This is a genomic window from Streptomyces sp. G7(2002) (assembly GCF_028870195.1).
In the GTDB taxonomy this organism is placed as follows: Bacteria; Actinomycetota; Actinomycetes; order Streptomycetales; family Streptomycetaceae; genus Streptomyces; species Streptomyces nigrescens.
Window position 1 is genome coordinate 9,238,163 of record NZ_CP102609.1, and the last position, 17,469, is coordinate 9,255,631.

Sequence of the window (17,469 nt, forward strand, 5' to 3'; positions counted from 1 at the left end):
GGCCGTCCCCAACATCTCTGGCCGTGCAGTACCCCAGCACCCGCATGCCCGCCGGTGCGATGGTCATCCTGAGCATCTACACCCCGCGGGCCCTGCCCTCGCTGCCCTCGACCGAGGGGCGGGCGGTCGCGCCGGGCCTGGCGGTCACCATCGGACTGCATCTATGGCGCCGCGAGGCCCTGCTGAGCATCTTCGTCGGCTCCGCCGTCTGCATCGAGGTGCCGCCACCGGCGAGGGTGGCCCCCATGTGCCGGCCCAGCGGATCGAGCAGCTGAGTGGGCAGATCCATGATCTGGAACGCCGTCTGGCCCGGCTCGTGAAGTGCCACTTCTCGCAGCTGCTCACCTCGGTGGTAACAGTCAGGAGAGTTCCGTCACCCTGCTGATCATCATGGGTGACAGCCCTGAACGCCTGGGCAACGAGGCGTCTTTTGTCACACTGTGCGGGGTCAGCCCCGTCGAGCACTTCTCGCGTCGCCATCATTGCCGTCGGCTCAACCCGGGGGGGGGGGGCGACCGGCAGGCCAATGCCGCCTGCACCGGATCGTGCAGACCCGCCTGCGCCAAGACCTGCGCACCCAGGACTACTACGCGCGCCGCATCAAGGAGGGCAAGGCCCGACGCGAGATCATCTGCTGACTCAAACGCTGACTCAAACGCTCTGCCGCCCGGGAGGTCTTCAACCTGGTCCGGCCCGTATCCGCGGAACCCCCGGTATAGGGGCGACGAAACGGCGTGTCGATTGGCGGCCGGCGCGTCGCTCCCACGGACAACGCCCGCCATAGTGATCAACGTTGGTAAGTGCCCACGAGCGTGCCGCCGGCCAATTCATGGCCTCTCACAGCACGATGCACAGCGTCGACCGTCGGTTTGCCGTGTAGGGAAAACGACTCCGAAACGGCCCACAGGCGGAAGAAGTAGCGGTGCACCCCGTGCCCTGGCGGAGGCATCGGACCGCCCCAGCCCACCCGGCCGAATCCGTTGGGCCATTCCTGGCCGCCGTGAGGTGATTCTCCCTCTGCTACACCGGAACTCCCCGGATCGATACCCGTGACCAGCCAGTGCAGGAATGACCCGCCCGGTGCGTCAGGGTCCTCGCAGAGCAGAACCAACTCCGACGTACCGTCCGGCACCGCCGACCAGGTCAGCGGTGGTGAGACGTCGTCGCCCTCACCGCTGTGGCGTCGAGGGATCGCCGCATGGTCGTTGAACGCCACACTTCTGAGCTCAATTTCCGTCATGCGCGCGGCCCTACCCTGATCGGCCCGGTCGGCACCGGTCCAGGCGGGCAGAACACCCGATTGGCCGCGTACGCCGACCAGCGCGCCGGGAATCCTGTACGACGCACCCGATACGGAGCACACGATGCCGACGAGAATCCTGCTTGAAGGACGCCCCGGCGTGGGCAAAACGACCGTAGTCCGCCGACTGGCCGCGCTGCTGCTGAACCGGAGGGCCGTCGGCTTCACCACGGAGGAGATCCGGCAAGGCGGCACCCGGACCGGCTTCGCGCTGGAAACACTGGACAGCGGTCTACGGGGCGTCCTCGCCGGCGTCGACCTCCCAGGTCCACCGCGGGTGGGCCGGTACGGCGTCGACCTGGACGTCATGGAACGGCTCGCCCTGCCACCGCTCAGGTCAGCGGATCCGGCTCGCGGCGAGCTCGTGCTGATCGACGAGCTCGGGCGTATGGAGTTGGCATGCACCGCGTTTCAGGACGTGGTCCGGTGCCTGTTCACGTCCGAGATCGACATCGTCGCCACCGTCCACGCGAAGAGCGACCCGTTCACCGATGCCCTCAAGCGGCGCGCCGACATCGAACTCGTCCAGGTGAACCGGGCGAACCGGGACGCCCTCCCCGAGGATCTGGCAGCCCGGTTCGACAGTCCATGACGACCGTCAACTGGCCGAGGCCCGACCTCCAGCGGCTCCCGCTACCCCGATTGGCTACGCCGATCAGCCGCCGTACGCTGCTCTGCGCGTTCCCCAAGGTCAGGGTGGCCGAAGGCGAGCAGGTCAACGCCCAGTACAACCCGATTCAGGCACTTCTTGTCGTGGCAGCGTGGGCACGTGAAGTGGTGAGGTAGCGACCTGTCTCACCGACGCCCTTGCACGGGCGCATGGAGACGCAAGGCGTACGGCGCGGGCTGTGGTACTGGCACCTACTGCGCGCCACAGCTACCGCTTCGGCAGCCTCCGCCTCAACGGCCACAGTCAGATCCGTGTCCACACCGGCATCGGCCACGACAGAGCGCAGAGCCGACGAGCTGGGTACATCACGCTCGCATCTGAAGCCGCTGGGCGGCCGGCGCCGCAGGGGCGGAGGCCTGCCTCCGGCGGGTCCTCTCTCGGAGGGGGGAGGGGGCAGGCGGCCAGGACGTGGTCCGCTCGAACCTCCATCCGCGCGGCCTAAATCGTTCGCTGGGCTCGGCTCCCGTGGTTCTCAGCGGCATCGCGTAGGAGGTGCGGACAGGACAGGCGGGCGCGGCCGTGGGGCAGGCGCATGCGATGGGCCAGGTCACGCGTCATGCGCTGGGTGAGGCAGCTGTGCCAGGCGACGTCGGGGTAGCACGCGCGGAGATGGGAAACGGCGCGCGTGCCCAGGCCGCTGTCCTGCAAAGGCGTAGTGACGTGGACCTGGGTGATCACGCCGCTCCCGCAGTGTTCGCACACTTCGTAGGTGACTTCGCCGACGACGCGGCGGATGTAAACCAGCAGCAGACTTTGTGCGCGCTCACTCGCCGGTGCGGGGGAGTGGTAGATCACCACATCCCGGTAGGCGAGCAGCCTCCGGTGGAGCTTGCCCCGTCGGCGGTCCGGGCGCGTGTGCCGTGGACGTCGGCGGCGAGGAAGGCCCTGCAGTAAGGCTCTCGGCACGAAGTTATGTGTGGCAACCATGCATGGCGCCTACCCCAGTCGAAAATGGACAATCGGCTCACTTGGGCTCGTTGCCGACTACGTCCGTGCCTTCACCGGCCTTGGGCCGGCCCCGTCCAATAGGGAACACCGGGCGTGGCTGAGGCCTGGCGAGCGCCCAGTCAGCCTGACGCCCGCTTCGCAGACCGGCAGCTGTGCGCGGTCCGGCCTGCGAGTCTTCGCCATGGCGACAGCCTCGGCGTCGCTGGGGGCCGGGTGACTCGATGAAGAGGTCATCTCATTTCGAAGGGCGGCTTCTGGCGTCTTGGTGCTGGAGCATTTCCTCGATGGTCTGCTCAATGAGGTAGGTCTTGTGCGCCCGGGAGCTCCTCTTGAGCGCGGCGCTCACTCGCTGGGCCTCTTCGGTGGTCGGCAGGAGTCCCACCAGGAGCGCTGGTAGCAGAAGGCGCCGGACAAGGACTTCGTTCTCGGAGATGCCCTGCGGCCGACGCACGACCGACACGTTGACGCGGATGGCGTGTTCATTGCCCGGCGGGACACTCGGCCGGTCCGTCTCGATCGCGGCATAGCGGAAGCCATGAGCCAGGTCGCAGGCGGAGCAGCCGGCGGGGCCGCGGCTGAGCCGGTCACTGCATTCGGAGCAGACCAGTCTGTCGAACGCGGCGTCGACCACCCGCCAGTCGTGCCGGTCGGGTTCGGCCGCCACCAGCTCGGCAAGCGCGAGTTCCTGGTCGCCGCCTACGTCCCAGTGGTGCAGAAAGGCAGACCATTCCTCTTCCACGATGCCGTCCACCAGTTCGCGGCAAGCGGCACAGGCAGGCGCACCGCTGTATTGGTATCCGCTGCATTCCGCACAGCGGCGTAAAGCCGCCCCGACCACAGGTCTCGCCATGACCATCCTTCCGCCTTCGCCGGTGCGGCATGTGCGACGACCGGCGATGTCGTTACCCCTTGGTGAGTTTCTCCCACCGCGACTGGTGAGAGAAATGGTTTACGGCTTCGCCACCACTAGGCAGCGGTAGCAGACGAGGGTGCAGGTGAGGACGGTGAAGGCCGGCTAGGCCGGGAAATGTTCGGCCTTGCGCTCGGAGCGGCGGTGCCGTCTGCGAAAGCAGCCGAGCCAGGCATGGTGCGCTCGGTGAACGAATGGATCTTTGAGCCGTTCTTGCCACGAACAGCGGAACGGTGGTCGATACAGCCCCTGCTTCGGCTGCGTGTTCAGTTCGCGTCTCTGTCCAACCACTTCTTTGCCGCGTAGTAGGCATGCAGGGCGGCTTCGTTGCCCGATCCAAGGGTGGTCATGATGCGCTGGTAGCGGGCGGAGCGCAGGTCGCCGGTGACGAGGACGCGTGGGTGCTGGGCGGAGGGAAGGCAGTAGCCAGTTGTATTGCGTGTATCGCGGACGATGTCGCCGGACGGGGCAGTAGGTGCGTTACCGATGCTGAGGAAGACGGCATCCGACGCTAAGCCCCGCCGTTTGCCAGGGTGACGGTGACGTGGTCGTCGTCGGTGCTCAGTTGGGTGGCCCGGCGGCCGAGTTCGAGGTGGCACAGCTTTGTGCTCTTCAGCTCCGTGGCGATGGTGTCGGCGAGTTCGGGGCCGTTGGTGTAGCCGCCGAGGACGTTTTTCAGCGTAGGGATGCGGTACAGGTTGTGGCACAGGCGGTCCGGCTCGATCAGGATCGATCCCATACCGACGTTGGCCGCCATACGGACGGCCGAGCAGCCGGCGGGGCTCGGCCGACGGGGCCGCCGCCGATGACGATCAGGTCGGTGTCGGGGCTCGCGGGCGAACCGGCGCGGGACGGTGTGTCGGCCATGGAGCTATTCCAGCACCGTGGTCCGTACGCATGCAGCGAGTTGACCCATCATGTGGTCGCTGGCGACGAGTCGTCGGCGCCGGTACCGGTTGCCTGGTTCGGGCCCTGCCAGCAGTGCGTTTTGGCTACGGTGCCAACCACGGCCTCGGGAAGGGACCGCAGCCGAAACAGGGGAGGCTCATGCTCAGCGAGAGGGACATCCTGCAAGCGGTGCGACAGCACATCGCCGAGCGCGGGGAAGCACCAAAGATGGGCCAGCCAACTTCCGGTGAGATCACCTGGCACTCGCTCCTCGAGGGAACGATCGTGCGCTGCATAGAGACCCGCACCGAGAACAAGCAGCTTCACCGCGGCCGAATCGACCTGTCCGACCGTCCGCGGTACGACAGGCTGGAGCAGTATCCCCTCGCCCCACCAAAGAACCCTGCCGCCGCGTTGACGTTGGAGCTGGTGCAACGAGGCTCGGTCAACGAGGACCCTTGCCCGTGCGGCAACGGGAAAGTGGCCTGCTCGCGCTGCCAGGGGCGAGGAGACCTGTCCTGCGCGTCGACCACTACCTGCAGCGACTGCCGTGGCATCGACGCCTGCTTACGCTGCGACGGCACAGGCCACCGAACCCACAAGGCTCCCGAAGAAGCCCGGCAGGTAGCGGAAGAGCGCGTCACCTGCAAGAAGTGTGGGGCGTTCGAGGCCGCATGTTCCACATGCCGAGGTCGTGGACACGTCACCTGTTCGACCTGCCGGGGGAGGGGAGTACGAGAGTGTCCCGATTGTGATGGCGAGGGAACCGAACCACACAAGCGATGTGGTGGCACCGGCCTCACTGTGGCGTGGACCGAGGGCATCATCAGCCGGCAGCCACGAACCGAGGAGATCAAGTGGCCCGAGTCGGGCCTGCCATACGTGGCGCGGCAGCATGCACGCCAGGACGGCGACTGGCGCAAGACCTCCCTCACCCACAAGGATTCTGTCCCTGACGGCCTCGAGGCCGAGTTCAAGGCTCTGCTAAAGCCTCGCCTCAAGCCGCGTGACGGTGAGATCGCGCGAAAGGCCGACCTGCAGTACCTGCCGCTGGCCCGAGTGGTCGTGCCCGAGCACCGGCACCGGGTCTACTACGTCTATCCCGGCCAGTCCAAGCTGCGGGTCTTCATCCTGCCCTCGTCGCAGCGGACTTGGCAGATTGCCGGAGCAGTTTTGGCGGTCTTGGCGGTGCTCTACCTGCTGTCGAGACTTCTGTCGTAGGGCCGCGCTCACGAACCAACACACCGGGCTTGGACCTGCGGAGAACCACAATTTCGCCCAGGCCTGCTCGCGTGTGTACTGCTGGCCTGAGCAGATCCGAACACGGTTCTCTTTTCGCCATTTGACTCCGCCTGCTCCAGGACGGATAGGCCCCGTTCTGCAGCGGGACCGACGCACGGTGGCTCGCGGAATCCCGTCCTGATTCATCGCGGCACCGCAGACGACGGCGAGGCCTTGCACTGCAGGACCGAGAAGGCGGAACTCGAACAGAGGGACCGCCCCCGGCGTTTGGTGGCTGGATTGGGTTTGGGCCCACACCCGCATCCCGTAATCATCCGGCGGTCTCTGTCAGTGCCCGCTGCTACACCAATTCATAGGGACATGGCCGCAGTTGGCGGCCGGGCCTAATGGGACGGGAAACGTATGCCGCCGGAGGGATCGTGACTGCGATTGAAGGGGAGTTGCTTCCGCGGCGGACCACGAGCGGTGAGGCGCTGGTATCGGAGTTGGAGAGCACCGGAGTGGAGCCTTGCCCGGCTGGCCCCACGGCTCGGCGACCGTCCCGTACTCCTGGTCGGCACAGGTCGGGATGAGGTGGCCCCGGTCCAGATCCATCATGAACCCGTGGTCGCCGCATACCGGATGTACGCAGTTCCCCGTCTCGAACATCGGGTCTCCATGACGGATCACTCTCTGTCCGACCACCGCGTGGCGCTGGCCAGGGCCGTGATCGACCTTCTTGACCCAAGCGTGGGGGTAGCAAGGTGGCCTCGGAGCACGATGGCAGGTGATGTGGCAGGGGCGCCGGTTCCGGCCCGGCGGGGAGTGCTCGGTCCATCTGTGCGTGCGCCTAGGTCAGCAGGTCGACCGCCGGCCGTGTGCGCCCCTTTCACGCCCTCCCGCCCCGGCCTGCGCCCCGCGAAGATGCTGCCATGCCTGATCCGCACTGCAACAACTGCTGCCCCGTCGAACCGCCCAAGCCTGAGACGCCCGTGCCATGGCCGCTCGGGGCGCTGCTGTGGCTCGGCATCATCCTCGGCGTGGGCGGCGGCGCGTACGTGTGCGTGATGTGGCTGGTGGCCAGCGCCTTCTGACGCACCAAATTCCCGCCGCCGTCGGCAGGCCGGGGGCGTTCTCGTGCCACAGTGCCTGATGGTGGCGTTGAATAGCCCGTGAGTACCCCGGCCGCCCCGCGGCCAGCAGAAGGACGGACAGCAAGAGCATCGAGTCCGCCGACTACAACCACGGCGTCGACCCTGAACGCGCCCTCAAGTACGCCATCCAACACATCAGTGGCGATCGCGCCGAGATCGTCGAGGGAGTCATCGAGCCGGTGTCCCCCCTGGGACTACGAAACGACCGCGGGGACAATCCGCGACCACATTCGAGCCCGCCCCCGCGAACTCGACTGCGTCACCGGCTCCGGCAACCTCGACCTGCCCGGGTCCAGCAACTGGTATGTATCAGATATCGCGTTGGTACCCGCTCCGGCCGCAAAGGGCGCTGGCGCACTGCTGCCCTCGGACACACTTCTCGTCGTCGAGGCCACAAGCGAGTCGAATGCGGAAACCGACCGCGTGGTGAAACGCCGCCGGTACGCGGACTACGGGGCGCAGTTATGTCTGCTGGTCGACCGTCAAGAGCGTGGGCTTGTCCGATGGGTCGTGTGACGGGAACACGCCTGATCGGTCACCCCGCTGCGGGCTCCGTCGCCATCACCCGCACCGGGCGCGTCTCCGGCAGCAGCGCGAAGCAGCCAAGACTGAACAGAGCGATCCCCGTCAGATACGCGGCCACGCCCCAGGGCACCGGGCCGCCCCGCTGGGCGAGTGCCGTCGCCACGATCGGCGTCAGCGCCCCGCCGAGGACCCCGCCGAGGTTGTAGCCGACCGCGGCCCCCGTGCAACGCACGCGCGGCTCGTACAGCTCCGGCAGATACGCGGCGATCACAGCAAACATCGTGATGAACGACAGCATCGCCCCCAGGAAGCCGAGGAACATCAACAGCGGCGCCCCCGTGGCGAGCAGCGCGACCATCGGAAACATCCACAGGGCCGAGGCCGCGCAGCCCGCCAGGCACAGGGGCCGCCGGCCGAAGCGGTCGCTCAGCAGCGCCGCCAGCGGTGTGCATGCGCCCTTCACCACCACCGCGGCCATGATGCAGGTCAGTATGACAGTACGGCTCACGCCCAGTCGTTCCGTCGCGTAGGCGAGAGACCAGGTCGTCACGGCGTAGAAGATCGCGTATCCCACCGCGAGCGCGCCGGCGGTCAGCAGAACGAGCCGCCAGTGGTCGCGCACCACGTTGGCGATCGGCACGCGCGCGTGATCCTCGATTTCACGGAAACGCGGACTCTCGGCGAGTGATGACCGTAGCCACAGCCCCGCCACGGCCAGCAGCCCGGCCGCCCAGAAGGGCACGCGCCACCCCCAGGACGCGAACTGCGCGTCGGACAGCGTCGCCGAAAGCGCCAGCATCACGCCGTTGGCGAGCAGGAACCCAAGTGACGGTCCGACCTGCGGAACGCTTGTCCACAGTGCGCGCCGTTCGGCGGGCGCGTGCTCCGCGGTCAGCAGCACGGCCCCGCCCCACTCCCCGCCGAGCCCGAGTCCCTGCAGAAACCGCAGGACGAGCAGCAGCACGGGAGCGGTCACCCCGATCGTGTCGTACGTCGGCACGCAGCCGACCGCGACCGTGGAGGCACCGGTAAGGAGCAATGACGCGACGAGAACCGGGCGTCTGCCACGTCGGTCCCCGATGTGTCCGAACAGCACCGAGCCGAGTGGCCGGGCGACGAAGCCCACGCCGAAGGTTCCGAAGGCGGCCAGCGTCCCGGCGACCGATGAGAACGTGGGGAAGAACAACGGTCCCAGGACCAGCGCCGCAGCGGTCCCGTAGACGAAGAAGTCGTAGAACTCGACGGTCGTCCCGGCGAGTGAGGCGGCCGCGAGCCGCAGCATAGAGGGCGTCCTTACTGTGCGTACGTCGTGCATGCCACGTCAACTACCCACGGTGACAACTGTTTACGCGAGTGCGGGGGCGCGGACGCGTCAGTACGTCACGGCGATGCGTCCAGCGAGACTATGGACGCGGATCGTGCCCCACAGGGGGACGACAAGCCGGCGGTCGGTGTGACCGCCGCGCAGGTCGTGATTACCCTGCGGCTGTCTGCGCTCGGCCAGCTAAGTGCCCATCACGTGACCCACCGGACACCCCCTAGGCCACCGCTCTCCTTGTGGTGTCCAATCAGCCAGGCACCCGGCTGGTCGTCAACGCCGCGTCATGTAGTGCACAGTCCCGTCGTGCGTCGCGCGACGGGGTTGCTGCCGTCGCGACCCGGTACGACAAGCTTGCCGTCCGCTATGAGGCAACGGTGCTGGTCGCCGCTATCAACGAGTGGCGGTAACCGTCATCACGGGGGCCGGGCCGACCGCTAAATCACGAGACCCCCCAACTCCCGCGTGATGGAATCAACCACCATGAGTGAGGTAGAACAACCCGTTCTCGTGGTGGGTCGGCCCCGCCTCGACCCCGCAAGCATCAGCGGACGGCCAACCCGTCTACCAACGCCTGGGCTTCCGTGACTGCGGCCAGTTCATCGAACGCACCATCAGCCCCTGAAAACACCACTACCGCTGAGCCACTTTCGCAACTGGCCACATGCGAGCTCACCAGCTCCGAATGCCTTGCATTCCGGGCATCAGGTCGATTCGAACATCGTTGCCTTCCTGGATGACGTACGTGGTTCCGACCGAATGGCTCCAGCCGAGGGGCAACAGGTAGTAACGCCCGTTGCGTTCGATGAGCCGGCGGAGCCCGGTGTAGCGGTACCGATAGTGCGCTTTCGCGCCCAGGTCCTCTACGTTCACCCCCGGTCCGGCCAGGCTGAGGCGGTCGGTGCTCAGGACCACCACGGCGGTGCGTCGCACGAGGTTGTCGGCGACTTGTCCTGCCTCTTGTTCGCCCATTTGGTCGGTAGCGAGGCTGAACGCCCACATCACCAGCAGACCAGCTGAGAAAACGGGAACCGCTTTGCTCCACAATGTGGCAGACGCGGGAGCTGCACCGGACCAAGGGGTCTGGCCCAGGAATATGCCGAACCCCATCAGTAGGGGAGCGGTCCAGCCGTAGGGCTGGATGAGTGACCACCAAGGCAGGAGAAGCAAGCCGGCCAAGACGAACCACAGGTGGGCTCGGGCCGCACGTCGGGCCCACCTCTCCATCACGAGCGCGGCGCGCCCTTGAACAGGTGCCGTTCCCCTGGTGGCGAGGTGACGTGCGACCAGCACAGCCACAGTCAAGAAGATCGCTACAGGCACTGTCACTACGCTCAGGCTCTGGATTGACAGCTCAGCGAAGCTGAATCCCAGGCTGAATGCATCCAGGCGGAAGTAGCGGTAGTAGGACGTCATATAGACCGCCCCCAGGTAGTACATGACCGCTACCAGGAAGGATGTCTGCGCTGTCACCACGCCGAGCAGCCCGGTTGCCGTATGGGTCCCGGTGGCCTGTTGTGCCGAAGCTGCGGAAGCCGGCGGCGCTGGCCTCACTCGGACGCGGCTTCGTGGCCGTGGGACGGTGCGGGCTGTGCGACGGCCTCCGGTCTGCGCCACGCGGGTTGGCGATGGCCGCCGTGGAGGGGCGTTGGCTGGCGGTTGGGGGCCCACCCGCCCTGTCCTGGGCACTCTCTGGTCCCTTCTACCGGTCAAGGCCGTGCGTCCTTCGTCCGTTCATTGCTCAGGTTCCGGAGGGGTGAGGGCAGGTTTCGTGCGGTGAAGGACTTGTGTCAGGCGGGGATGATGGTGTTGCCGATCCTGCCGGGCGAGGCGAGGGGGACGGGGACCCTTCGGGCCGAGGGCATGTTTCGCCGGTCGGGGGCTCTTCATCGTTGCCGGGCGCCGGGCCGTCGTCCGGATCGCCGGGCTCGTGGCCGTTACCGCCGTCGGTACCGCCCGAGGGATCCAGACCGCCGCCGTCCGCCGGGGGCGCGCCGTGATCGACGGGTGGAGGAGTGACCGGATCGATGGGATCGCCGCCGTAAGAGGGACCGCCTCCTGCGGGATCTCCCTGTTCGCCCGGAGCGGTGCTACCGGGGGCCGGTGGTTCTGCTGTTCCATGGCCCGACGGGGCAGGTTCTGCCGATCCACGGCCTGATGGGGCGGGCTTCGCCAACCCTGGCTTGGTGGGGGTGGGGGGCGGGGCGCTGGAAGAGGTATCCCGTTGTCTGTGGGCGGGTGCCTCGCCAGTCCCGCTGGGCGCGGCGCGAGTGCACCCCATCGCCGCGATCATCACGGCGACGATCGCCGTATCACGAGCCAAATGCCGGCTTCGGTGCCCCATTCGGATCCCCCTTGAACTGCTCGACCGGTCCAGGCCGCTCCTTGCACCTGAACCATTCGTTGAGAGCGCTGTAGCCCTCGGTCGACATTACACATGGTGCAAAGTGAGTAACGCTCAGCAGTCCACTTCGGTTCCATGCAGCGGGCTGACAATGCTCCCGCCGCCGAAGGGATGTCTGGCGGCGGCAACGGCGTCGGACACCTCGGGCTGCTGATGGCCTTTCGGCTGTCTGTTGCTGCCGCGGCAGTTCTGCAGGGTCGCTTCGGGGCCGTTTTTCGGTAGTGAGACCTCGCATGCCGCGGTGAGGAGCTTGTGATGGGCAGTCTTCCAGGCGCGAAGTAGGCGGCATGCCGGTGTGCCGCGGCTTGTTGCAGTCGGCCTTGCGTGGCGGACCTCGCCGTTGAGGGCCTGCCAGGGCGCGCTCGGCACGTTCGGCGCGTTCGAGTGCGTCTCGGACGGCGAGGTCGGCGTCGGCGCACGGGTAGAAGGCCGCCTTGACCCGCCGCCCCGCCGGGAGTGGGACGATGCGTCAAGGTGGTCGCGGGCGGCGGTTAATTCCACGGTGACCTCCCCGGTGGCGTGGCAGGCGGCCGGCCAGGAACGCGGACAGCAGCCAGGCGGAAGGCGAACGGCCTTGCGCAGGGCCAGGGTCAGCGTTCTGCGGGGCAGGTCGCCGGCGGCCTGCCTTTCCATGGCGCGCAGGGACGACATCCCGGCGTCTGCGATGCGCCGGGTCCCAGCGCCGCGGCGGCAGTGCACGGACCTCGTGCGCGAAGGCGGTCCGTGGAGCCTGGCGTTGGGCGACAGGGTGCTGATGGCGGCGTACTGGCGCACAAGGCTTACCTTGTGCCAACTTGCCCCGTTTTTTGGGGTGTTGACGTCGGCGGGATGTCCGCGTCGTCAACCATCCGGGCCGGCGCTGGCGCTGCATCCTCGCAAGCGGTCCTGCAATGCACTGTGCTGGGAGTCGCTGTGGTGAGCTTTGCGGATTCGGAATCCCACCCTGATGAGGTTTCGGTGGTCAAATCGCCCCGCATTCGATCGGTTGTGTCGTTGATCGGTTGTGTGGGGTGGGGAGTGGCCCGGTCCGGTGTGATCTGGAGGACTTCGCGGCGGAGATGTTCGAGCCCTTCGCGCGGGCGGATCAGCGCCGGTGGGGCGGGATCCATCTGCGGGGGCCAGCGCGACGAAGCGGCTGTCGCCGATCAGTCTGACCTGCAGCGACGGATGGAAATGCCCGATACGAAGCCCGGTTGGTCCGCACCTGGCCCGGATTTTTGGTATGTGGTGCCAGCGGCGGAGCGTCTCGCGGTACTCCCTGGCAATGTTGCAGCCGCCGTCCAGCCACCCGTGTCAGCCCGACTTCGGCGGCTTCTGCGTGTCGAAAGCGAAGAGAGTGTTCTTGGCCGCGGCCACGATCACCGCACGCCCTGCAAGAGTCACCCGTGGGCTTGCGCCCTGCTGGCCCGTCAAACCATCGACCTGCGGATCTGTTGTCCATAGGGGTTTGCCATCGTCCGGCGACAGCGCGACCACCCGGCCGGTGGCCGAGCTGAAATACAGTGCGCCGGCTCCCGCAACAGGACCCGCCGCGCCCTCCACGCCAGTCTGCCGCGACCACTTCTTCCGGCCGGTCGCCGGGTCGAGTGCTGTGACGAGACCGGTCTGCCCGCTCACGTAGACGGTGCCGTCCGCCATGCCGGGCGTCCCCGCGTATGTCTTGGCCCATCGGGAGTACGTGACCTTCCGGGAAGCCGGGTCGACCCGCGTCCCCCCGTTGTAGCCGGCCGGATCCGTTCCCTCCATGTGCACTTGGAGGAGTACGAGCCTGCCATTGGCGACGCCCACCGGCACGGCGGGGCCGTTGACCTCGATGGGCCTGCCCAGTGCCCCCGAGGCGCGGTCGACCGGGTACAGGGTGGGGTGGCGCACTGCAAAGGCATTCACCTCCGCATCCGTCGCGCACATCGCGACGAGCTGCGGCCCCACCGGGATGGGAGCACACTGCGTACCCGCAGGGAATGACGATGTCCAGGTGACCTGACCGCTGTGCGCGTTGCGGGCCTCGAAGCGGGAGTTGGAAGCGTCGACCGTCACGACGACGGAGCCGGTCACGATGGCGTCCTGAGTCCGCCCCGTGACGGCCGTCGATTGGGCGCCGGACGGCACGGACCACAGCTCCCGTCCGGTCTTCGCGTCGAGGGCCACCACCTCGGTGGGAGGGTCCTGCGGGGCGTTCTGGGCGGCGAAACGGTAACCGAGCACCGTGTCGTCGGTGGCGCCCACCAGGTGCATGCCGTTGACGGGGACGCCGGGGCTCTTCGCCGTCCACACCCGCGAGCCGTCCCTGGCCCTGATACGGGTCGCGACGACACTGCCGCCCCCGCAGAACAGCGCGTCGCCGTGCGCGAGGCAACGCAGCTCGTCGGGGATGTCCTCGCGACCGCCCGGCACGGTCTCGTGCCACGGCTTGAAGCCGTCCGGAAGTGCGGCACGCTGCACCGCAAGGCTGTTGCCCTTGTCGCCGCCGCTGTTCCCCCCAAAGCCGCCCGCCGTCAGTGCGGCGACTCCTCCACCGATCGCTGCCACCGTGACCGCGACCGCGGCCGTGAACACGGGACGCCATCGGCGGCGCAGTCGCCGGCCGATGGGGGTGTCGGCGCTCCCCGTATCGGGAGCGGCCGGGGTGATGGTCGGGGTCGCCGGCGCCGGGGTGGCCGGCGTGGCGAAGTGATGCTCGGTGACCATGTCGCGGGTGCGGCCCGCGCCAACTCCCCTCGCATCGATCTGGCCGAGGTCGGCCGGCAGGTCCCGTAGCAGCACGAGGAGTTCGTCCGCCGAGGGCCGCCCGTTGGGCTCCTTGGCCAGGCACGACTCGACGACCGTGCGCAAGGCCGCCGGCACATCCTCCAGCGACGGCTCGCTGTGCACCACCTGATACGCCGCTAGGTATGGGCTCTCCGCGTCGAAGGGCCCGTGGCCCGTCGCTGAGTAGGCCAGCAGAGTCCCCAGCGAGAAGACATCGGACCGCGGCCCCACATCGCGCGGCGCCTGCAACTGCTCCGGCGACATGAAGGGCGGCGTACCGATGACCCGCCCTGTAATCGTCAGCGTCTGCTGGTCCACGGCGCGCGAAATACCGAAGTCGATGACGCGTGGGCCCTCGGGCGAGAGTACGACGTTCGAGGGCTTCAGGTCACGGTGGACGACCCCCACCCGGTGGATGTCCCGCAGTGCCTCCGCCAGCCCGATGGCGAGCCTCCTCAGCTCCGCTCCGCTCAGCGGGCCCTTCGTGGCGATGTGCCGCGCGAGCGTGTGCCCCTGGATATAGGTCGTCGCCATCCACGGCTGCTCGGCCTCAGGGGCAGCGTCGACCACGGCGGCGGTGAACGCGCCACTCACCTGCCTCGCCGCCGCCACCTCCTGCCGAAAGCGGATGCGGAACTCGTCGTCCGCCGCGAACTGAGGGTGGATCAGTTTGATCGCGACACGACGCCCCGAACTCGTACGGGCCAGAAAGACCGTGCCCATGCCGCCCGAGCCGAGTCGCGCCTCAAGCGGATAACCGCCGATCTCGGCTGGATCACCTGCGCGCAGCGACACTCTTCCCGACCTCCTGTCCCTCGTGCACCTTTGCCACCACGGGCCTGCGTACCTCTCCTGCACACAAATTAGCCGCAGGGCAGTACAGCAGAGCAGAGTGGGTGACGAACAGGACCTCGGGGCTGCTGCTCCCATGCCGCACGCGACGAGGCCTCGCCAAGAGGAGGGCGGATTCCAGAGGTTGTTGCAACACCGTGGTCGGTTGGCCGTCACGTTCTTGGTGGGCCTGTCCCGGAAGCGGGGTGGTCCCATGCGCTTCGCCGTCTCCCGGACGAGGTCTCTGCTTCCCGCGCCCGCGGGGGTGATCCGGAGCCCACCCCATGGACGAACGCGACGTCGCTGTCCTCCCCACCGATGTGGGGGTGACCGCTGTTCCAGTGTCTGAGCTCCGCGGCCATGCTGTGCCCTCGCCGACAGTGCCCTGCTGGAGCACCCCACCACCTACACCGTCAGGCCACTGCGCATCATGCGTGTCATCCCCTACGAGACCCGACCTGTCATCCGGTTCGCGGCCGACGCCGATCCCGATCGCCTCGCTGACCTGATCGCGTGGGGGCTCTTCTCGACCGACGGCAAGGACGATCTACGGGGCATTCGCGGTCTGCGCGTCATCGGCGCCGGCCACGGCAGGATCGACGTCGGCCTCCTGCTCCGCGATGATCTCCACGGCGCCTTCGGTGACCCCGGGCAGACCGGAAGCCTCCACTTCTGGAACGGCGTTTGTCGACGGGTTCCGGTTCTGGATCAATTCCTGTGAAGCGCCCACTCTGCGTGACGGTTGATCTTGGCCATGGCTCTGAGGAGGTCGCCTGAAAACAGCTGTCCTAGAGCATGTCGTGGTTGACAGTTCTGGACCGTGAACGAGGTCATGCTCCGGCTGGAGGAGCTGTTGTTCCTGTCGACTCCAGAAGCCGCGGTGGAGTCTGCGGAAGTCCATGGCGATGCGGATCCGTATTGGGATCAGATGCCGGTCAGCTGGCGCCCTGTGCCCGGGCTGTGGAGCCTGGTCGAGCCGCGCGCATGGCTCTTATCTGCGGTTTCCCGCCGATCTTCCTAGTGCGGGGCGGCGGGTGGTGTTGTGTCTGCACGTCCGGCGGTTCGCCTGCGCGGATGCCTCGTGCGGACGGCGGACGTTCGCCGAGCAGGTCCCGGGGCTGACTCGCCGCTACGGTCGGTGGACCGAACGGCTGCGGTCGGCACTGGCCGAGGTCGGTCTCGCGCTCGCCGGCCGTGCCGGTGCCCGTATCGCGGACGTTTTCGGGATCCGTGTCAGCCGCAGCACCGTGCTGCGGCTGGTCGATGCCCTCCCGGAGCCACGTCCACGGACTCCGCGGGTAGTTGGTCGGCGAATACGCGATGCGCAAGGGCCGGGTCTACGGGACCGTGCTGGTCGACGTCGAGACCGGCCGACCCGTGGACCTGCTGCCTGACCGCGAAGCAGAAACGCTCGCAGCCAGGCTCGGCGAACGTCCGGGGATCGAGGTGATCTGTCGCGACGGTGCCCCGTTCTTCGCCGAAGGCGCCCGAGCCGGGGCACCTACGGCTCTGTAGGTCGCCGACCGTTTTCACCTTTGGCGCAACCTCGGCGAGGCTGCTGAGCGGTGCGTATCGAGGCATCGAGCCTGCCTACGGGCGCCGTTCACCCTGCCGCGTCAGGAGCCGGTCAAGGCCCCTGACGCGGCCGATGGATCGACCACATCACCGTGGCCAACAGGACACCGGTTCGCCGACCGCACCCGTGAGAAACACGCAATCGTCCACGCGCTACTGGCCAAAGACCACAGCAGACGAGCCATCGGCCGCCAACTCCGCATGACCCACCGGACCGTCAAACGCCTCGCCGACGCCGCATCCCCGGAAGACCTCTTTCAAGGTCAATGGCAGAACCGCCCCACGAAGCTCGACGACTTCAAGCCCTATCTGCACGAACGTTGGGCCGAGGGCTGCACGAACGCCTGGACCCTCTGGGAGGAGATCAAAGCTCACGGATACGCCGGCGGATACGGAGCCGTGCGCGCCTACCTCCGCCCGTTCCGCGGATCCACACCCACAGACGCTCGCCCACCAACCCCTCGGACGGTCACCAAATGGATCCTGACCCACCCCGATACTCTCCAGGAAAATGACCGGCTCAAACTCAAGTCCGTCCTGGTGCACTGCTCTGAACTGGAAGCCCTGACCAGGCACGTCCGTGACTTCGCACAGATTCTCACCCAGCTCCAGGGTGACCGGCTCCTCGAATGGATCGCCGCGGTCCGCGCCGACAACTTGCCCAGCATGCACACCTTCGTCAACGGACTTGAACGTGACATCGACGCTGTCATCGCGGGCCTCACCCTCCCCTGGAACTCGGGAATCGTGGAAGGCCATGCCAGTCGGATCAAAATGATCAAGCGTCAGATGTACGGCCGAGCCGGCTTCCAACTTCTTCGCAAGCGCGTTCTCCTGGGTTGACAGTCATCACCGCGTCGCGGATGTCTGATGCGGAGCCATCGCTGTTCGTGGCGAAGAGGCAATTACGCCGACCCATGCAGGCAACTCGGTTAGCTTGCAAGAACACAGAACCGTGCATCACAGTGAGTGCGTCG

At 67.3% G+C, this 17,469-nt stretch carries 15 protein-coding genes and 4 pseudogenes; 12 read left to right on the forward strand and 7 right to left on the reverse strand.

The genetic code is table 11. The annotated features are described in order from the left end of the window. Positions 1-23 precede the first annotated feature (23 nt). Complete coding sequence (locus tag NUT86_RS39865; protein WP_342456276.1) at positions 24-275, forward strand: hypothetical protein; 252 nt, start codon at positions 24-26, stop codon at positions 273-275. Positions 276-787: 512 nt separating this feature from the next. On the opposite strand, the gene NUT86_RS39870 is transcribed toward NUT86_RS39865, so the two are convergent. Further along, positions 788-1,240, reverse strand: coding sequence for a YbhB/YbcL family Raf kinase inhibitor-like protein (locus tag NUT86_RS39870; RefSeq protein WP_078518869.1), 453 nt, complete (start codon positions 1,238-1,240; stop codon positions 788-790). Positions 1,241-1,364: 124 nt separating this feature from the next. Between NUT86_RS39870 and NUT86_RS39875 the strand changes: the two genes are divergently transcribed. After that, complete coding sequence (locus NUT86_RS39875) at positions 1,365-1,892, forward strand: NTPase (RefSeq protein WP_274740256.1); 528 nt, start codon at positions 1,365-1,367, stop codon at positions 1,890-1,892. Between the two features lie 516 nt (positions 1,893-2,408). On the opposite strand, the gene NUT86_RS39880 is transcribed toward NUT86_RS39875, so the two are convergent. The 3 genes and pseudogenes from NUT86_RS39880 to NUT86_RS39890 all read right to left on the reverse strand — a co-directional run bounded on the left by NUT86_RS39880 (position 2,409) and on the right by NUT86_RS39890 (position 4,695). Next, the gene (locus NUT86_RS39880) at positions 2,409-2,768 is read right to left on the reverse strand and encodes a hypothetical protein (RefSeq protein ID WP_018093590.1); all 360 of its coding nucleotides are present in this window, start codon (positions 2,766-2,768) and stop codon (positions 2,409-2,411) included. 385 nt (positions 2,769-3,153) lie between these two features. Next, complete coding sequence (locus tag NUT86_RS39885) at positions 3,154-3,768, reverse strand: hypothetical protein (protein ID WP_274740259.1); 615 nt, start codon at positions 3,766-3,768, stop codon at positions 3,154-3,156. A gap of 326 nt (positions 3,769-4,094) precedes the next feature. Continuing rightward, positions 4,095-4,695: pseudogene (locus NUT86_RS39890) on the reverse strand (hypothetical protein). Positions 4,696-5,520: 825 nt separating this feature from the next. Between NUT86_RS39890 and NUT86_RS39895 the strand changes: the two are divergent. From NUT86_RS39895 to NUT86_RS39905, 3 genes and pseudogenes are all read left to right on the forward strand, one after another. Then, complete coding sequence (locus NUT86_RS39895; protein ID WP_148587867.1) at positions 5,521-5,937, forward strand: hypothetical protein; 417 nt, start codon at positions 5,521-5,523, stop codon at positions 5,935-5,937. Between the two features lie 932 nt (positions 5,938-6,869). After that, the gene (locus tag NUT86_RS39900; protein WP_158686087.1) at positions 6,870-7,031 is read left to right on the forward strand and encodes a hypothetical protein; all 162 of its coding nucleotides are present in this window, start codon (positions 6,870-6,872) and stop codon (positions 7,029-7,031) included. 128 nt (positions 7,032-7,159) lie between these two features. Continuing rightward, a pseudogene (locus tag NUT86_RS39905) lies at positions 7,160-7,583 on the forward strand (Uma2 family endonuclease); the annotation flags it as partial. Between the two features lie 43 nt (positions 7,584-7,626). On the opposite strand, the gene NUT86_RS39910 reads toward NUT86_RS39905, so the two are convergent. Next, complete coding sequence (locus NUT86_RS39910; protein WP_274740261.1) at positions 7,627-8,898, reverse strand: MFS transporter; 1,272 nt, start codon at positions 8,896-8,898, stop codon at positions 7,627-7,629. A 574-nt stretch (positions 8,899-9,472) separates the two neighbouring features. Between NUT86_RS39910 and NUT86_RS39915 the strand changes: the two are divergent. Further along, positions 9,473-9,559, forward strand: a pseudogene (locus tag NUT86_RS39915) (GNAT family N-acetyltransferase); the annotation flags it as partial. 47 nt (positions 9,560-9,606) lie between these two features. Here NUT86_RS39915 and NUT86_RS39920 read toward each other — a convergent pair. After that, positions 9,607-10,407 carry a hypothetical protein gene (locus NUT86_RS39920; RefSeq protein WP_274740263.1) on the reverse strand — a complete coding sequence of 267 codons (801 nt, stop codon included), beginning with the start codon at positions 10,405-10,407 and terminating at the stop codon, positions 9,607-9,609. Between the two features lie 1,932 nt (positions 10,408-12,339). Between NUT86_RS39920 and NUT86_RS40780 the strand changes: the two are divergent. Next, positions 12,340-12,489 (forward strand): annotated as a pseudogene (locus tag NUT86_RS40780) (IS701 family transposase); the annotation flags it as partial. 142 nt (positions 12,490-12,631) lie between these two features. Here the strand turns inward: NUT86_RS40780 and NUT86_RS39930 are convergent. Continuing rightward, complete coding sequence (locus NUT86_RS39930) at positions 12,632-14,881, reverse strand: serine/threonine-protein kinase (protein WP_274740265.1); 2,250 nt, start codon at positions 14,879-14,881, stop codon at positions 12,632-12,634. Between the two features lie 466 nt (positions 14,882-15,347). On the opposite strand from NUT86_RS39930, the gene NUT86_RS39935 reads away from it, so the two are divergent. The 5 genes from NUT86_RS39935 to NUT86_RS39955 all read left to right on the forward strand — a co-directional run bounded on the left by NUT86_RS39935 (position 15,348) and on the right by NUT86_RS39955 (position 17,335). Beyond that, positions 15,348-15,638: a hypothetical protein gene (locus NUT86_RS39935; RefSeq protein WP_274740267.1), complete on the forward strand. Its 291-nt coding sequence runs from the start codon at positions 15,348-15,350 to the stop codon at positions 15,636-15,638. Positions 15,639-15,737: 99 nt separating this feature from the next. Beyond that, the gene (locus NUT86_RS39940; protein WP_274740798.1) at positions 15,738-15,938 is read left to right on the forward strand and encodes a hypothetical protein; all 201 of its coding nucleotides are present in this window, start codon (positions 15,738-15,740) and stop codon (positions 15,936-15,938) included. Continuing rightward, a complete protein-coding gene (locus tag NUT86_RS39945) occupies positions 15,913-16,311 on the forward strand; it encodes a hypothetical protein (RefSeq protein WP_274740763.1) in 399 nt (132 codons plus the stop codon). The genes NUT86_RS39940 and NUT86_RS39945 overlap by 26 nt, the downstream gene beginning before the upstream one ends. Next, on the forward strand, positions 16,220-16,432 hold the full coding sequence (locus tag NUT86_RS39950; RefSeq protein WP_274740269.1) for a transposase: 213 nt from the start codon (positions 16,220-16,222) through the stop codon (positions 16,430-16,432). Before NUT86_RS39945 ends, NUT86_RS39950 begins: the two co-directional genes overlap by 92 nt. Before the next feature lie 261 nt (positions 16,433-16,693). Continuing rightward, positions 16,694-17,335 (forward strand): transposase, encoded by a 642-nt coding sequence (locus NUT86_RS39955; protein WP_274740270.1) that lies wholly within the window; start codon positions 16,694-16,696, stop codon positions 17,333-17,335. The last annotated feature ends 134 nt before the right edge of the window (positions 17,336-17,469 follow it).